Below are 16262 nucleotides of genomic sequence, written 5' to 3'. Positions count from 1 at the left end.
CGATGTATTACTTCTTTTTGTAGTCCGTTTTCCTACAAAAAAATCTTCCACTAGACCACGTATTTGTGTAGTTCATCGATTTAATACGTTTTTTCTTACAAAATATTCTTTAAGCAAAATAGAAGGACTACAAGAGGTGAGTTTAAAATGAGAATTGAGAAGATAGAGGTGAGAGAATAGATTTTGGTTGTTCGTTGTTCGTTGTTCGTTGTTCGTTGTTCGTTGTTCGTTGTTCGTTGTTCGTTGTTCGTTGTTCGTTGTTCGTTGTTCGTTGTTCGTTGTTCGTTGTTCGTTGTTCGTTGTTCGTTGTTCCAAATAGAAAATTTAGCAAAGCTATATTTTCTATTTGGAACATCTATTTTCTTACTTCTAACTTTGTACTTTGTACTTCGTACTTAATACTCAATACTCTTTACTTAATACTTATTACTAAATACCAAAAAACTAAGCCATTTTTGGTTTATTCGCTTTCGTTAAGAAGTTTAAATCTCTTTTTATTCTTGAGTTTTTGAATTTGTATAATCTAGCTACTTCTAAAGTAGTATTAGCTTTTACTTCATATGTAGTTTCAGTAACGATGCTCATCTCAATAGTTTCAACTTTTACTTCTTCAGTAGAGTTCTGTGCTTGAGCCGTGAAGCTTAAAAAGATGATGAAGATTGTTGCTATTATTGTTTTCATGACTTGCGTTTGTTACAATAATAGAACGCCGCAGGCCTTGTTTTACTAGGTGATGAATCGCTGAAAAACCCCTAATTCTCGTTACTTGACACAACTTCAGATTAAATGTAAAATCGCATCGATAAACGACAACACCTCTAAAAACACCTTACCGATAATTGATGTCGTTAACCGACAAACGAAGTTTTATAAAATAGAAAAGAGAGAAAAAAATAGAGAAAATAGAGGTTGTTTGTTTCCTTTAAAGCTTCGCTTTTTTAGTATTAAGTAATAAGTACTAAGATGTTAACGTTAGTAATTGCTCAAGTAATTCGCTTTACTAAATACGCTATTTTCTACTTTGCAATCTAGTCTTACCGATTTTGCAATTCGTAACAAGTCTATTCTCTATACTCTATTTTCTATTCTCAATATTAACAACTTCAGATTTAATACTCATTACTCTTTACTAAGTACAACACATCATCTAATCAAACTACACCTAACTTTAATAGCGCATTCGGATCAGGACAATTCTCTTTATAAAAGGATAGCTGTCCTTCAGCACACACTCCTGGGTAATCGCCTTCGTTACCTTTTAAGTCCTGTATAATTTGAAAATGAAGGTGTGGGGCGTAGTTTATATTAATATCAGGTGTACCTAAGTTGGCGAGCACATCTCCTGCTTTAAAATCCTTTCCTATATATAAGCCTGATAAAGAATCTACAGCTAGGTGACCATACAAGGTATAGAAGGTAATATCATTTAAAACATGTTCTAAAATAATAGTTGGTCCGTAATCACCAATAGTGGTATTATTTTTAAAGCTATGAACCTTTCCGTCTAACGGGGTAATGACTTTAGTACCGGCATCACACCAAAAGTCAATTCCCAAATGAATATTTCTAACAGGTTTATTGCTAGAGGTAAAACCTTCCTTATCATTATACAAGTTTCTTTGTTCTAAATATCCGCCGTAGGCGATAACACCTTGTTTAGTTTTTAGTACACTATCGATATAAGTTTGACAAACGGCATGATCGGTAATATCTAAATCAATCAAATCATCATTGTATTTAGAGAGATCTAAAGGCACATATGCCTCTAAAGAAATAGTGGTATCTAATATACAGATCGATTCTGTCGAGTAAGATTTAAGAGCTAGAACTAGTGTATTCATTTCTCAAAAATATAGCATCCATTCATGTCATTAACATTTTTTAACCCTTTTCCTCGTAAGGTCTTTGTAAATTACCTACAAATTGCTAAAAGAAAATTGTTATGAAATTATTACAAATCACTTTATTGGCCTGTGCGACCTTGATTGCCACCAGTTGCCAATCTAAAGTCAAGAAAAATACCATTTCCGAAAACACAGAAATGGCAGAAACAGATCATGAAGATATTGAGGAAGAAGTAAAATTGAGTCCGCAACAATTAAGCAAATACGAAACCGCTTATTTTGCCAGCGGATGCTTTTGGTGTGTAGAGGCTATTTTTGAGAGTGTAAAAGGTGTAAAAGAAGTGGTCTCTGGTTATGCAGGCGGGGAACAAAAAAACCCAACATACGAAGAAGTAGGTTACGGTAAAACGGACCATGCCGAGGCAGTAGAAGTATATTATGACCCGAATGAAATTTCATTCACCCAATTGGTTCAAGTATTCTTTGGTTCTCATGACCCGACTCAATTAAATAGACAGGGTCCGGATCGTGGTAGACAATATCGATCCATCGCTTTTTATAAGAACGATGAGCAAAAGAATATCATTGAAAGCTATATTCAAGCCCTAACAGATAAAAAAGTGTATGATAATGATCCAATTACAACAGAAGTCGTACCTTATACTATATTTTACAAGGCAGAGTCATATCATCAAGATTATGAAAAGAATAATCCTAACAACTCGTATATTAGAAACGTTTCTATACCGAGATTAAATAGATTTAAAGAGAACTTTGGAGATTATCTGAAGAAGAGTGCCCATTAAAAGATCTCCCAAGAAATTTCTATAGACAAGCGCCCCAAAAGGGGCGCTTTTTTTATGCACTGATTAATTTTATGAGTTGCACATTATATTAACTAATACCGGAATTAAATGGTTGTTTTAATTTTATTATATCTTGCTCCCTGAAACGAAGTACTATTAATCTTACAATAATTAAGAAAATAGTGTGTTTACATCATAGATTCCAAACCAGTATTATGAAATGGACTATTTACCTTTTACTACTTTTAGGCGTATTTTCATGTGCAGAAGTTAAGAACAAGAAAAATTCTCAAGCAACACCAGTTTCGTATATTAAAGACGCTCCTACCCTAGATGGCAGAGCTATAGAAAACTATTGGAATTTATTGGATTGGAAACCTATTGACCAAAATTGGATCGGAGGTCCTTTTGATCATGATGATTATAATGGTAGATATAAAATTGCTTGGAACGAAGACGGACTCTATCTTCTACTAGAAATAGTTGACAATACTATTCTAGATAGAACCGAAGACCCTTTAAAACTTTGGTGGAACGATGATTGTGTTATTGTTTATGTAGATGAAGACAATTCTGGCGGACAGCACCGATTCAACCATAATGCTTTTACCTATCATGTAGCTTTAGATGGTAATGTAGTTGACTTAGGTGTTGATGAAAAACCGACATTATACAACGATCATATTACATCTAAACATCAAACAGAAGGTAATACGACTTATTGGGAAATGTTTGTAAAAGTGTACCCTGGTATATATAATGATGACCCGAACATAAAGCCGGTTGTGCTTACCGCGAATAAGAAAATTGGTTTTGCTCTAGCTTATGCAGATAATGATAGCAGCGAAGAGCGCGAGAATTTAATAGGATCTGTATTTGTAGCAGGTGAGAATAAAAACATGGGCTGGATAGATGCTAACGTCTTTGGGACCTTGCAACTGGTAAAATGACTATTGCAGCACAACTTCACTATAATCTGATGTAATTATAATAGATCGATTACTATTATTTTTTAAGTGATGCCCTTTATAGATAGTTGTAGTTCCGTTTTTAGTTTCTACGATCTGTAAACCTGTTGGTAATTTCAATGTCGATGAATTGCCTTTTACATAAACATTGGTAGCCACCTTTGGCATTATTACCGTTAACTCTCCATTTCTTACACTAATATCTAATTCTTCAAAGTCATTATCCATTTCAAGAATGTGCACTGCCCCAAAATCATTCTTTACAAAGGCATTTTTGAATAACTTATCGATTGTAACATCAGATGAAGTTGCCTGTAATTGTAATTGAACCACCTCTGACAATGATATTTCTTCTGAATACGAAGTACTTAATTGTCCGTAATTCCATTTCTGAACAGTAACCGGAGAATATGAGGCAGAAACAGTAGTTTCTTCGCCATCTATAGTAACTGCCCAAAGGCTTGAATGCGAAAGCTTCGCATTCAAGTTTTTGGTATTCTCAGCTAATTTGACCTCACCATGGCGTACATCCATTTTAATTCTGGTTGACTTTGGTAAGCTAATTTTTATGGTCTTTTTAATTTTAAAATTCTTTTGCTCCCCTTCATTTGAAAAGTAAAATACATTGGGTACATCTGCTGCATTACCTCTAGAAGAGCTTATAAAAGTTCGAAGTTCTTCTCTTTCGTTCTCTGCATGAGCACGCTTTTCTTCTAACTCTTCTAATCTTTGTTGCAAATCTTCATGACGTTGTTCCATTACCTTCTCTCTTTCTTGCATTAATTTTTCACGTCTTTGCTCATATTTTTCGCGCTTTTCAATGCTTAAAGATTCTTCCACACTTTCAGCCCATTCTTCTAATCGCTTTTGATGTTTTTTATCAAAACTCTTCTCAAAATTCTTTTGCCATTTTTTCATGTACTTATCTCCATCCTTTTGATACTCCTCATAATCAAATGTATAGGCTTCAGTTAACGGTAGTGGCGGCATTTCTGGAAAAGGCGCTATCTGAGGTACACTTACTACAAACGATGCAATCTCTGGCACCTCTATTCGCATACCACCATGATTAAAGATATTTTCAGAATCAAAACTTGAAAAGAAGTCATTGTTCTTAGATTTTGAAGATATTTTAATCTCTTTACTATTACCTAATATTTCAATAGGGCTATTCTTAAAATAGTTCTCAGCTTCCTCTTTTGTGGCTCCCTCAAGGGTGATGGTGGCCGTAATAGCCACCTCATCCTTATCCCAAGTTTCAAATTCAATATCGGCATAGCTGGTATTGATATTTACCACGGCATCTTCTGCCACAATAAATCGCTCTTGAAATGTTTTACTTTCTTCTTGCGCTAAAAACGACGTAGAAGTTAATAGACCCAATGCAATGATGAGTTGCTTAGATACTGTTGTCAATGATCTGTTCATTTTTTGATAATTTTAATTCGTTTAACTTTCTTTTTAATTTCTGTAATAATTGTAATCGTAATTGTAAATTCTCTATCAGTGCCGTAATGGTTTGGTCATTAGGTCCTAATTCTTTTAACTCTATGTTTAACGTTTTGTATTCAATATTTAAATTATTGAGCTGTTCCATAAAACTGTCGATCAACTCTTTAGTATCTGGCGACACCTCTAGTTTAGCCAGTTCCAAATTAATATTGGCAACATAATAGCTTTCTACCTTCTTTAAATCTGGCGAAAGATCTCCGAAAGTGAATTCAGATTTCTGTTCTTCAGTATTAATATTATCAACCACAGTTGTCTTGTTATCCGCATTTTTATTGAAATACAAGAAACCCAAACCGATACTTATAATTACCGCAACAGATGCCGCTATTTTCAACCAACCTTTATCAGTTTTCTTTTGCACGGGTGTGGATTCTTCTAACTTCTTTAAAAAGCGCTCTTCATGACCATGCTTAATAGTATGCCTTTGCTCTTCTCTATCCTTTTTGAACATTTCCCTAAGATCCTGTTCCATATTTTTTTCCTTTTAATAGTTCTTTTAAATGACCTTTACCGCGCGATAATCTTGTTCTGCAGGCAGATTCTGTAATTTCTAATACCTCTGCAATTTCTTGATGGTCATATCCTTCGACCAAAAACATAAGCACTACGTATTTATATTTATCTTGTAATTCATCAATTGCACATTTAACCTGTTCAATACTAATTGCTGCTGGTACATTCCAATTATCATCTTCTGCAACAACTTGCATATAACCTTCGTCTAGCGAAACCTCTTTATCTTTTTTTGATTTGAGAAAATCGATACTCTTATTTACCACTATGCGTTTTAACCATGCTCCAAAAGTTACATCGCCACTAAACTGATGTATTTTTTGAAAAGCCTTAATAAACGACTCCTGTAAAATATCTTCTGCATCATCTTCATTTTTCACAAAACGCATTGCTACAATATACATACCGTCACAATACTTCCTGTACAGCTTTATTTGTGCCGCACGGTCATTTGCCTTACATTTCTCTACAATACTGCTTTGAAACATGAATTAATTAGATTGGTTTTGGTTTGTTGCTATAATAAGGACGATATAAAAAATAGAATGTTGCAAAAATTTTTATTTTTACACCACACTATTAAATATTTCCTTTGAAACAAGTTACAATTTCCAATGCCTATTTAACACTCATGGTGCTTGATTATGGCGCTACCATTCAAAAGTTACTTGTAAAAGGAACAGATGGCGAGTACAATAATGTGGTTGTTGGTTACAACCACCCAAGTAGATATCGTTTAGATGATAATGTTTTAGGAGCCAGTGTAGGTCGCTTTGCAGGTAGAATTTCTAATGGCGGATTTGTAATTGACAGAACTAGGTATGATTTGTTTCAAGAAGATGGAGTTCACCTGCATGGTGGCAAAGAAGGTTTTCATCAAAAATATTGGATTATAGACGAGGTAGATCAAAGCGATAAACCATTTGTAAAACTTACCTATGCAAGTAAGCATTTAGAGGAAGGATATCCTGGCAACTTAAACGTAAGCGTTACCTATAAATTAATGAATAACGCATTGCAGATTATTTATGAAGGAATGACGGATAGAAGTACGGTAATCAACCTTACCAATCATTCCTATTTTAAATTAGATCACAACCCGTATATTGATGATTACGAATTACAATTGAATTGCCCCTATCGATTAGAAACGAAAGAAAACTTACTACCTACTGGTAATATAATACCAGTACGTAAAAGCGAAAACGATTTTCTTTTACCAAGAAAAATAGGAGTACAACGCTTAGATACCATATTTATAAAGGATGTTGGCAATGAAAAAGTTGCTGAATTACAATCGAAAACGTCTGGTATTAACATGAAAGTATATACCAACCAACCGGCTTTAGTAGTATATACTCCGGCAGATTTTCCGGGTATATGTTTTGAGGCTCAAAATTACCCCGATGCACCAAATCAGCCAGATTTCCCTAAAAGCGTCTTAAGACCTGGTGATATCTACAACAACATTTCTATCTTTAAATTCGATTTAGTCGCACCGAGTTAAACCATAGTTTAGCATTTCGATTCTTTACATGAAACTATTAAAAAAGCTTATTATAGGTATTGTAGTAATCGTAGCACTCGTTTATCTTGTAGCTATACCTTACATACATAGCGAAGCCAAAAAATTCAGTCCTTCAAAAACAGCTGTTTTAAATTTAAAAGGCAGCGAGCTAGAGATCGATTATTCTAGCCCGTCAAAAAAGGGGCGTGTTATTTTCGGAGAATTGGTACCCTTCGGAAAAATATGGCGCACAGGTGCTAATGAACCCACAACTTTTACAACAACCCAACCTATTCACATTATCGATAAGACACTACCTGCCGGCAAGTATTCTTTATGGACCATACCAAATCGAGATAGTTGGAAGGTGATTTTTAATTCAAAAATACCCGATTGGGGTGTTACCCGTGTTGATGGCAACCAAACCACGCACGAGAGTAAACATGATTACTTGACGGTTGAGGTACCGGTAAAAAAATTAGACGAACCTGTTGAAGACTTAGCGATACAATTTGAGATTGTTAAAGAAAATCAGCAAACACTAGACTTTTTAAGTTTAGCTTGGGATTCTACCAAAATTATGGTTCCTATTTACAAATAGTACCTTTATGCAATATTTGCATATTTTAAGTTGTTACAATGAATTTAACTAAACTTACAACATCAGATTTTCTTGAAGGCATCTATGCCAATAACGTCGCTATTGTAAGTAAAGCCATTACTATTGTAGAAAGCACAAAACCTGAGCACCGCATAATCGCTAATGAAATAATTGCCGGTTGTATTTCAAAAAAACATGATTCTATAAGAATTGGAATAACCGGAGTACCAGGAGCCGGAAAAAGCACATTTATAGAACAATTTGGTGGCATAATTACCGGTTTAGGTAAAAAAGTGGCTGTGCTTACCGTAGACCCATCTAGCAGCAGAACAAAAGGTAGCATATTAGGTGACAAAACTCGTATGGAAGAGTTGGTTAAAAACCCCAATGCATATATAAGACCTTCAGCTTCGGGTTCTTCATTAGGTGGTGTAACCCGTAAAACAAGAGAAAGCATTGTCATTTTAGAAGCTGCAGGTTTCAATTGTATTCTCATAGAAACTATTGGCGTTGGGCAAAGCGAAACCGCAGTTCATGACATGGTAGATTTCTTTCTTTTATTAAAATTGGCTGGTGCGGGTGATGAGCTACAAGGTATTAAAAGAGGCATTATTGAAATGGCAGATGCTATTGTTATTACCAAAGCAGACGGAGATAATATAAAACGGGCAGATTTTGCGAGGATGGAATTTACCCGAGCATTACATATGTTTCCACCTAAGGAAAATGGTTGGATACCTGAAGTGCTGACCTGTTCAGCAATTGAAAATAGAGGTCTAGACAAAATTTGGCAGTTGATAGATACCTATTGCGAAGACATGAAGGCATCCGGATATTTTAATGCCAATAGACAACAACAAAATGAAAATTGGTTGATTCAATACCTAGAACAAGAACTATTAACTGAATTCTACCATCATCCGAAGACCAAAGAAATGCTACCTCAATTGAAAAAAGAAGTTATTAACGGCAAAATCTCTCCTTTTTTGGCTGCAGAAAAGCTCTTGAAGGCTATAAAACAGCACTAAACCGTTGCGAATGTTACTCACATTCATGTTCATTATCTTAAGGATAAAAAACATAACTTTGCACCTATTCAAAAAACAACCCAATGCAACCTGTTACCACTTCCCTACTTTCGGTAGTTGTTCCTTTATATAACGAACAAGACAATGCGGCTCTTCTAACACAGAAAATCCACGAAAGCTTGGTTGGCTACAATTATCAAATTATTTATATAGATGATTTCTCGACCGACAACACAAAAAAAGTAGTAAAAGGTCTTAAAGATGAGAAGGTTCATTTAATTGAATTGAAGAAAAATTACGGACAGAGTTTAGCCCTGGCTGCAGGTTTTGATTACGCCGAGGGGGAGTATATTATTACAATGGATGGCGATTTGCAAAACGACCCGTCTGATATTCCTCAAATGCTGACTTATGCCGTTAGTGGAGAATATGATGTAGTTACCGGTATTCGTCAAAAACGAAAAGATTCTCTTGTCAAAAAAATTCCCTCTAAAATCGCCAACTTTTTGGTGCGCCGTGTTACAAAGTTAGATATTAAGGACAATGGTTGTGCCTTAAAGGTATTTACAAAAGATATTGCCAAAGACTTAAATCTATACGGCGAAATGCATCGGTTTATAACCCTATTGGCATTTCTAGAAGGCGGACAAATAAAGCAAGTACCGGTAAAACACCATGCACGCCATGCAGGGGTTTCTAAATACGGCTTAGAGCGCGTTTTCAAAGTAGTTGCAGATATGATGTTATTACTTTTTATTCGTAAATATTTTCAACGCCCAATTCACCTATTTGGTATTTCAGGCTCTTTAATGATCCTTGTAGGTATTTTTATCAACATTTACCTAATGATCGTAAAGTTCGGTTTTGGGGAAGATATTGGCACAAGACCTTTATTGACAGTAGGTATGATGTTCATTTTTGCTGGTATTCAATTATTCACCATAGGTATAGTAATGGAATTATTAATACGAACGTATTACGAATCTCAGAACAAAAGACCGTACCGCATTAAAAAAGTAAGCGTAGGTGGCGAAGTTAAATAAGAAGGTAACTACCACATTAAAAGTCATTATCAGTGCTGTTTTAATTTATTTCATTTTTACAAAAATCGATGTAACTGAGATAAAAGGCATCTTGATAAAGAGTAATCCGCTTTACTTATTATTAGCTACTTTTTTCTTTATAATTTCTAAGTTTATTGGGGCAATACGCCTAAATCTATACTTTCATCAACTTAAAATTATGCTTACCAATAAGAGTAATTTTGAGTTGTACTTATTGGGTATGTTCTACAACCTATTTTTACCCGGCGGTATTGGTGGCGATGCATACAAAGGTTACATTTTAAAGAAAACCTTTGACATAAAAACTAAAAAAATAGTTAGTGTATTAGTGTTGGACAGATTAGGCGGGCTATTATTACTCTTCATTTATGCCTGTACCCTTCTTGCTTTTCATAAAATAGAATTATTAGATGGGTATCGGTGGTTGTTTATTGCAGCCATACCCTTGTCAGTAATCGTCTTTTGGTTATTGAACAAGAAGTTTTTTAATTATGTATTACCCATTTTTTGGAAAACCACAGCATTATCTGCGTTGGTACAAGCTGCACAACTGGTAAGTATTTGGTTTATATTATTAGCATTGAATATTGAAGCTAATCAAATTTCATACCTTATCATATTCTTGATTTCTTCGATTGTGGCAGTCGTTCCTTTGACTTTAGGAGGAATTGGAAGTCGCGAAGTAACCTTTTTTTATGGAGCCAAGTTTTTAGGATTAGACCAAAATGTATCGGTTGGGGTAAGTGTACTTTTCTTTCTAATAACCGCTATAGTTTCTTTAGTTGGAGTGATATACCACTTTAAGGAAATTAAATTGGTACTGGCGCAAACTACGTCCAGCTCAACAGACTAAACATTTTTAGTAAATATGTAATAGGTGCATTTTACGTGTCACCTTCTTTCGGGTATTTGGATTTAAAAATTTACCCTGCAAACGTGTAATTCTAAATTGATCTACAGAAAGCTGGGAATCCCAATCAAAACCCTTTTCCTCTAACATAGCCATCTCTTCATCGTTCACATATACCCAAACATCTTTTTTGTTTCTTAAGACCTCTGGTGTCGTAATTTGAACAGGAAACTGATTATAAAAATCTAAAGACCACGTATAGTCTTTACCTACTTTATAAACTCGATCTACAGGAATATTTTTTTCAGCAATAACCTTAGACATAGAAGAACCACCTTGGTAGTCTAATAAATTAGGATAAAAATGTAAGTTCAAAACGGCATTTAAAAGTAAAGATGCACAGACCGAAATCGTTATTAATTTTGCGTATACGTTTTCTCGCTTTAAAGCATAATAAACTACCATTAATGCCGCCACTACCAAACATAGGTAAGCCAAAACGCTATGTAGTTTAAAAACATAAAAACAAATTAAAGCAGACGCAATAAATACAATACTTAAAACAAAATATTGCCCGAACATTAATCTCTTTACTGTTTGCAACTTGCTTTTAGCATAGAGATTATAGATATAAGCAGCAGTTATAACTGCAAAAAGAGGAATAGTAATATTTAAATAATGTGGCAATTTAAATTGCGCAAAACTGATGATGATAAATATTAAAGTGATTCCGCCAACAGTTAAAAATTCAGAATCTTGAACATTCTTAAATTTATGTTTTATAAATGCCTGTATTTTAGTGTAAAATGCCGCGATTCCTAAAATAGTCCAAGGAAGAAACACCCAAAGAAATGTATGAAAGAAGAAAAAATAATCGCTGCTGTTTTTACCGATACCTTCACCACTTAATCGCTCAAAACTTTGTTCCCAAAAAATAAAAAATATTCCGCTACGATTGTCTTTTCCACGAATCACCTTTTCTGGATGCAGATCAAATTGCAAATAGTAAGCATATAACATGGGTGTTATCGTCACTGCAAATACTACTAACGCCAATAGTACTTTCCAGCTTAAAAACGCTTTCCATTTACCTGTATAAAACAAATGACAAAGAATGGGCAATCCTATTACTAACAGAGCGATTTGCCCTTTGGTAGAGAAAGCGATACCTGCTGCAAAAGCACCAATTGCAATAGCCGACACACTACCCTTCTCAATATATTTTGCCAGTTGCCAAATTGCTAAAATACTGAAGCCAGTTAAAACGGCATCTGTACGAACGTCTATAGCACCTAAAACAATAGTCTGTGCAGTCATAAAAACTAAGGCCGCAAGTTTACCAACATGTTTATTATAAAGTAGACTACCTAAGCCATAACAACTATAGGCTGCTAATAAAGTGGATAATATGCCAGGAATACGGTAAGACCAATCATGAATACCGAATATTTTATAAGATAAGGCTGCTAGCCAGTAATGCATGTGCGGCTTATCTAAATATTCTTCAGGACCTTTAAACAGGCTAAAGAAATCATTCTCTTGCACCATACGCATTGCCATTACAGAAAATTGCGCAGAATCATTTTCGAATAGCGTTACAAACATACCTGCAACGTATACTAAAAAAATCAAAAGAATTAAAAACCAATACCTTAGATTAGATATCATAGGGAAAATTTGCGAAGTGCAAATATAAATAACTTTACAAACAACCAGCCGAATAACGAGCCTATAAGAGCACCGGTAATAACATCAAGCGGAAAATGCACACCAAGATATATTCTACTATAGGCAACCATAGCCGCCCACAAGAGTAAAAAAACACCTAAATATTTAAGTCTTGACTTTAAAATATTACCAAAAAAAACGGCTAATGCAAAAGAATTGGACGCATGTGCAGAGAAATAACCGAATTTACCGCCACAATAACTTTTTACCAATCGCATGTATGGTTCAATTTCTGGGTCATGGCAAGGTCGTAATCGAGCAACACCATACTTGAAAAAATTACCTAACTGATCGGTAACCGTTATTAAAAGAGCAACAGAAACTAGTAGCACCAAAGTTTTTTTGCCTCCATATTTCTGAAAAGAAAGAATCAGCAAAAAAATATAAAGCGGTATAGCGCTAAGCTTATGGGACAGGAATAGAAAAAAATTATCCCATTGTGGCATACCTAGTCCGTTGAGGTATAAAAAGACATCTTTATCTAACTGTAATAGCTCTTGAAGCATAATTTAATCTTCGTATCTAGATACTTCGCGATCATAAAAAGCGGTAGCAGCAGCAATTAAGGTTTCTGCCTCTTCTTCTAATTCTTTTTCATCTTCTTTAGAAAATTCTTCAAGCCACTCTACCTCATCATCTTCAAGATTGATTATAAACCTTGGAAACTCGGTATGTACTACAAATATTGCTGTCGGATAATCTGTATTATCGCCCAATAAAAATTTAGGAAATTCCATAAAAAATATACTATCTAAAGTTACACTAAAGACAAATAACGATAATCGGTACGTTATTGTGCGATTAGTTTTTTGGTTAAATAATTAAATCGAAGATACAACATAATAGCCGACGCCGATAAACCGGTAAGCAAGCCTATCCATATTCCCGTGCTTTTCAAATCTGTATGTAGGCATAAGTAATAACTTACGGGAAAGCCAATCAACCAATAGGAAATAAATGTAATTACCGTTGGTATTTTTACATCTTGCAATCCGCGTAAAGCACCCAAAACGACGACCTGTATTCCATCGGATATTTGAAAGAAAGCTGCTACCAATAATAGTTCGGCAGCTATAATCAACACTTCGGTGTTATCTGCAAAATTGGTCATATCGTCAATATCTAAATATAGCGACGGAAACCAATGTCTACCTAATAAGAAGAGTGCTGCAAATACAATTTCCAATATGAATGTTAATAAAAAAATAGACTGTGCAATACGCCTAAGCTCTTTAAAATTTGCTAAGCCTTTTTGGTTACCAACCCTGATCATCGCAGCAATACCCAGACCCATACCGAACATAAAGGTCATACTACTTAGGTTAAGGGCGATTTGGTTCGCAGCCTGTGCATTTTTACCTAGAACACCACTTAACCAAACTGCGGAGGTAAAAATACCGACCTCAAAAAACATTTGCAACGAAGATGGAAAACCTAATTCGATAATCTTTTTCATAACCGTTTTTTCAATTTTTTTAAAATTGAATCCGGTTACATAGTCCTTAAATTTATCTTTCGTTTTTAAAATAAACCATAGATAGAGAACCATAAAAATTCTGGAGACCAATGTACCAATAGCTGCACCTACAATACCCATTTCTGGAAATCCGAAATTGCCGAAGATTAAAAGGTAGTTTAAAACTATATTAATAATGTTGGCTACTATTGTGGCATACATTGGGTATTTCGTCTGCGATAACCCCTCTGAAAATTGTTTGAATGCTTGAAAAATTATAAGTGGCACTAATGAAAAAGCAACCAAATCTAAATATGGCAATGCCAATTCTACAACCTCAATGGGTTGCTTCATTACATACATTACCGGCTTTGCCAATAAAATGACTCCAAATAATGACAACCCTAAAATCGTACATAATACCAAACCATGCTTTAAAGCACTTTTTGCATTTTCTTTATTACCAGCACCATCAGCTTCTGCCACTAGAGGCGTAATTGCGGTCGAAAAACCTATGCCCAAAGACATGGCAACGAACACAAAGCTGTTACCTAAAGATACCGCAGCCAATTCTGCCGTACCCAATTGACCTACCATAATATTATCTGCCAATTGTACGAAAGTGTGCCCTAACATTCCTAAAATAACAGGAACCGAAAGTTTAATATTATAGCTAAATTCTTTGGTGTAATTCTGTAACAAAACCTAAACTAAATTTTTGGCAAAGGTACCGTTAATTGAACGATTTATGCACGTCAAAAAGAGGTTTAAAAAAAGGGAAATCTTCTATTTATTACAATTATTATTCTGAAGATAAAATAAGAAAAAGATATGTAATTAATTATAATTATCTCAAAATAGATGCTTAAATAAATTAGCATAAAAAAACAGGAATCATAACAAAAAGTACAATTATAACCTATTGAATTTCAATATTATAACTAACAACTAATTCTCAAATACACACAACACAATGAACAATTTACACTTAATATGTGTTAAACTATACATTTTATTAATACTAATTTGTAGTACTGTGTCGTTATTACTTACAAACACACCAATTACCATTAATTATTAGTCTTATGAACCAAGATCCATTAGTTTGGATTATCGACGATGACGATATATCTAAATATGTAATGAAGCGATATCTCAATCAATTATCGGTAAATAATATTGTCGGTTTTCCAGATTCACTTCAACCGCTGAAACTTATTCAGGATAATTATAATTTTAATGAAAAATTACCTGATATCATTTTTCTTGATTTACACATGCCAGTATTAAATGGTTTTCAATTCATCAAAGAATTTCAGAATGTGGCGATGAAAATCGATAAAAATATTAAAATTATTATGTTGACCTCTTCTATAAATGCAGAAGATGTTGAGCATGCAAAAACGTTTCCTGAAATTTCTGACTATTTCATAAAACCGATAAAACATAGAGACCTTTCTAGAATTTTAAATGTAGAATTAAAACACTAAAAATTAATCTTTAGTTTTTGCCTCATTCCAAAATACATCCATTTCTTCTAAGGACATATCTTTAAGTTCTTTGCCTATTTCCTTTGCCTTAACCTCAAGGTATTGAAAGCGTTTTATAAACTTTTTATTGGTTCGCTCGAGAGCGTTTTCTGGATTTACTCCAAGAAATCGTGCATAATTAATCATTGAGAAAAGAACGTCGCCAAATTCCGCCTCAATTTTCTCCATGTTTCCTGCTTCTACTTCTACTTGTAGTTCGCCAAGCTCTTCTTGCACTTTCTCAAAAACTTGGTGTGGTTCTTCCCAATCAAAACCGACACCAGAAACTTTATCTTGAATTCTATTTGCCTTTACCAATGCAGGTAAACTTTTTGGAACTCCCTCTAGAACACTTTTCTTTCCTTCTTTTAACTTTATCTGTTCCCAATTTCTTTTTACATCTTCTGCATCAATTACTTTGACATCACCATAGATATGTGGATGCCTATTTACTAGCTTGTTACAAATAGCATTTGCTACATCGGCAATATCAAAGTCATTGGTTTCTGACCCTATTTTTGAATAGAAAATAATATGTAAAAGCACATCGCCCAATTCCATCTTCACTTCATCGAGGTCATTATCTAAAATAGCATCACCAAGTTCATAAGTCTCTTCTATGGTAAGGTGTCTTAAAGATTGCATGGTTTGTTTTTTATCCCAAGGGCATTGCTCACGCAACTCGTCCATAATTGTCAATAACCTATCTAATGCTTCTAACTGTTCCTTTCTGCTATTCATTACTACAATTTTTACAAAAATACACAACCACTAATTCCCCCACTAAAATGCTGTTTAGTTTTCGTACATTTAAAATCAAAATACTATTTGAGAGTATGAGCATTTACCCTAGCGG

The 16262-nt window shown here is 34.4% G+C and carries 19 protein-coding genes; 8 read left to right on the top strand and 11 right to left on the bottom strand.

Annotated elements, in window-relative coordinates:
• Positions 1-142 precede the first annotated feature (142 nt).
• The 3 genes from CLV90_RS07850 to CLV90_RS07840 all read right to left on the bottom strand — a co-directional run bounded on the left by CLV90_RS07850 (position 143) and on the right by CLV90_RS07840 (position 1841).
• Positions 143-355 carry a hypothetical protein gene (locus CLV90_RS07850; RefSeq protein ID WP_133686911.1) on the bottom strand — a complete coding sequence of 71 codons (213 nt, stop codon included), beginning with the start codon at positions 353-355 and terminating at the stop codon, positions 143-145.
• An 89-nt stretch (positions 356-444) separates the two neighbouring features.
• A complete protein-coding gene (locus CLV90_RS07845; protein WP_133686910.1) occupies positions 445-681 on the bottom strand; it encodes a hypothetical protein in 237 nt (78 codons plus the stop codon).
• A gap of 470 nt (positions 682-1151) precedes the next feature.
• Positions 1152-1841 carry a peptidoglycan DD-metalloendopeptidase family protein gene (locus tag CLV90_RS07840; RefSeq protein ID WP_133686909.1) on the bottom strand — a complete coding sequence of 230 codons (690 nt, stop codon included), beginning with the start codon at positions 1839-1841 and terminating at the stop codon, positions 1152-1154.
• Positions 1842-1942: 101 nt separating this feature from the next.
• Here CLV90_RS07840 and msrA point away from each other — a divergent pair, with 101 nt between their 5' ends.
• A complete protein-coding gene (gene msrA, locus CLV90_RS07835) occupies positions 1943-2650 on the top strand; it encodes a peptide-methionine (S)-S-oxide reductase MsrA (protein WP_133686908.1) in 708 nt (235 codons plus the stop codon).
• A gap of 215 nt (positions 2651-2865) precedes the next feature.
• Positions 2866-3600, top strand: coding sequence for a sugar-binding protein (locus tag CLV90_RS07830; RefSeq protein WP_133686907.1), 735 nt, complete (start codon positions 2866-2868; stop codon positions 3598-3600).
• Here the strand turns inward: CLV90_RS07830 and CLV90_RS07825 are convergent, their stop codons facing one another.
• Genes CLV90_RS07825 through CLV90_RS07815 form a run of 3 tightly spaced genes read right to left on the bottom strand, consistent with a single transcriptional unit; the run spans position 3601 to position 6131 of the window.
• Positions 3601-5046 carry a DNA-binding protein gene (locus CLV90_RS07825; protein WP_133686906.1) on the bottom strand — a complete coding sequence of 482 codons (1446 nt, stop codon included), beginning with the start codon at positions 5044-5046 and terminating at the stop codon, positions 3601-3603. It abuts the gene before it with no gap.
• A complete protein-coding gene (locus tag CLV90_RS07820; protein WP_133686905.1) occupies positions 5018-5602 on the bottom strand; it encodes a hypothetical protein in 585 nt (194 codons plus the stop codon). The genes CLV90_RS07825 and CLV90_RS07820 overlap by 29 nt, the downstream gene beginning before the upstream one ends.
• Positions 5586-6131 carry an RNA polymerase sigma factor gene (locus CLV90_RS07815; protein WP_133686904.1) on the bottom strand — a complete coding sequence of 182 codons (546 nt, stop codon included), beginning with the start codon at positions 6129-6131 and terminating at the stop codon, positions 5586-5588. The genes CLV90_RS07820 and CLV90_RS07815 overlap by 17 nt, the downstream gene beginning before the upstream one ends.
• Before the next feature lie 104 nt (positions 6132-6235).
• Here CLV90_RS07815 and CLV90_RS07810 point away from each other — a divergent pair, with 104 nt between their 5' ends.
• From CLV90_RS07810 to CLV90_RS07790, 5 genes are all read left to right on the top strand, one after another.
• On the top strand, positions 6236-7150 hold the full coding sequence (locus CLV90_RS07810) for an aldose epimerase family protein (RefSeq protein ID WP_133686903.1): 915 nt from the start codon (positions 6236-6238) through the stop codon (positions 7148-7150).
• A 28-nt stretch (positions 7151-7178) separates the two neighbouring features.
• Complete coding sequence (locus tag CLV90_RS07805; RefSeq protein ID WP_133686902.1) at positions 7179-7751, top strand: DUF2911 domain-containing protein; 573 nt, start codon at positions 7179-7181, stop codon at positions 7749-7751.
• A gap of 38 nt (positions 7752-7789) precedes the next feature.
• Positions 7790-8779, top strand: coding sequence for a methylmalonyl Co-A mutase-associated GTPase MeaB (gene meaB, locus CLV90_RS07800; protein WP_133686901.1), 990 nt, complete (start codon positions 7790-7792; stop codon positions 8777-8779).
• Positions 8780-8862: 83 nt separating this feature from the next.
• Complete coding sequence (locus tag CLV90_RS07795; protein WP_133686900.1) at positions 8863-9822, top strand: glycosyltransferase family 2 protein; 960 nt, start codon at positions 8863-8865, stop codon at positions 9820-9822.
• Positions 9806-10696, top strand: a complete 891-nt coding sequence (locus tag CLV90_RS07790) for a lysylphosphatidylglycerol synthase transmembrane domain-containing protein (protein ID WP_133686899.1) — start codon at positions 9806-9808, stop codon at positions 10694-10696. Before CLV90_RS07795 ends, CLV90_RS07790 begins: the two co-directional genes overlap by 17 nt.
• A gap of 6 nt (positions 10697-10702) precedes the next feature.
• On the opposite strand, the gene CLV90_RS07785 is transcribed toward CLV90_RS07790, so the two are convergent.
• Genes CLV90_RS07785 through CLV90_RS07770 form a run of 4 tightly spaced genes read right to left on the bottom strand, consistent with a single transcriptional unit; the run spans position 10703 to position 14579 of the window.
• Entirely contained in the window at positions 10703-12361 is a 1659-nt protein-coding gene (locus CLV90_RS07785) for an ArnT family glycosyltransferase (RefSeq protein ID WP_133686898.1), read from the bottom strand.
• Complete coding sequence (locus CLV90_RS07780; protein WP_133686897.1) at positions 12358-12927, bottom strand: phosphatase PAP2 family protein; 570 nt, start codon at positions 12925-12927, stop codon at positions 12358-12360. Before CLV90_RS07780 ends, CLV90_RS07785 begins: the two co-directional genes overlap by 4 nt.
• Positions 12928-12930: 3 nt before the next feature.
• Positions 12931-13158, bottom strand: coding sequence for a hypothetical protein (locus CLV90_RS07775; protein WP_133686896.1), 228 nt, complete (start codon positions 13156-13158; stop codon positions 12931-12933).
• A gap of 53 nt (positions 13159-13211) precedes the next feature.
• Entirely contained in the window at positions 13212-14579 is a 1368-nt protein-coding gene (locus CLV90_RS07770) for an MATE family efflux transporter (RefSeq protein ID WP_133686895.1), read from the bottom strand.
• A gap of 383 nt (positions 14580-14962) precedes the next feature.
• On the opposite strand from CLV90_RS07770, the gene CLV90_RS07765 reads away from it, so the two are divergent.
• Positions 14963-15367 carry a response regulator gene (locus CLV90_RS07765; RefSeq protein WP_133686894.1) on the top strand — a complete coding sequence of 135 codons (405 nt, stop codon included), beginning with the start codon at positions 14963-14965 and terminating at the stop codon, positions 15365-15367.
• Between the two features lie 3 nt (positions 15368-15370).
• Here CLV90_RS07765 and mazG read toward each other — a convergent pair whose 3' ends face one another.
• Entirely contained in the window at positions 15371-16147 is a 777-nt protein-coding gene (gene mazG / locus CLV90_RS07760) for a nucleoside triphosphate pyrophosphohydrolase (protein ID WP_133686893.1), read from the bottom strand.
• Positions 16148-16262 lie beyond the last annotated feature (115 nt).

It is taken from the genome of Maribacter spongiicola (genome assembly GCF_004364165.1).
Taxonomy (GTDB): domain Bacteria; phylum Bacteroidota; class Bacteroidia; order Flavobacteriales; family Flavobacteriaceae; genus Maribacter; species Maribacter spongiicola.
Note: the sequence above shows the minus strand (reverse complement) of the source record. Positions and strands in the feature narration are given on the sequence as shown.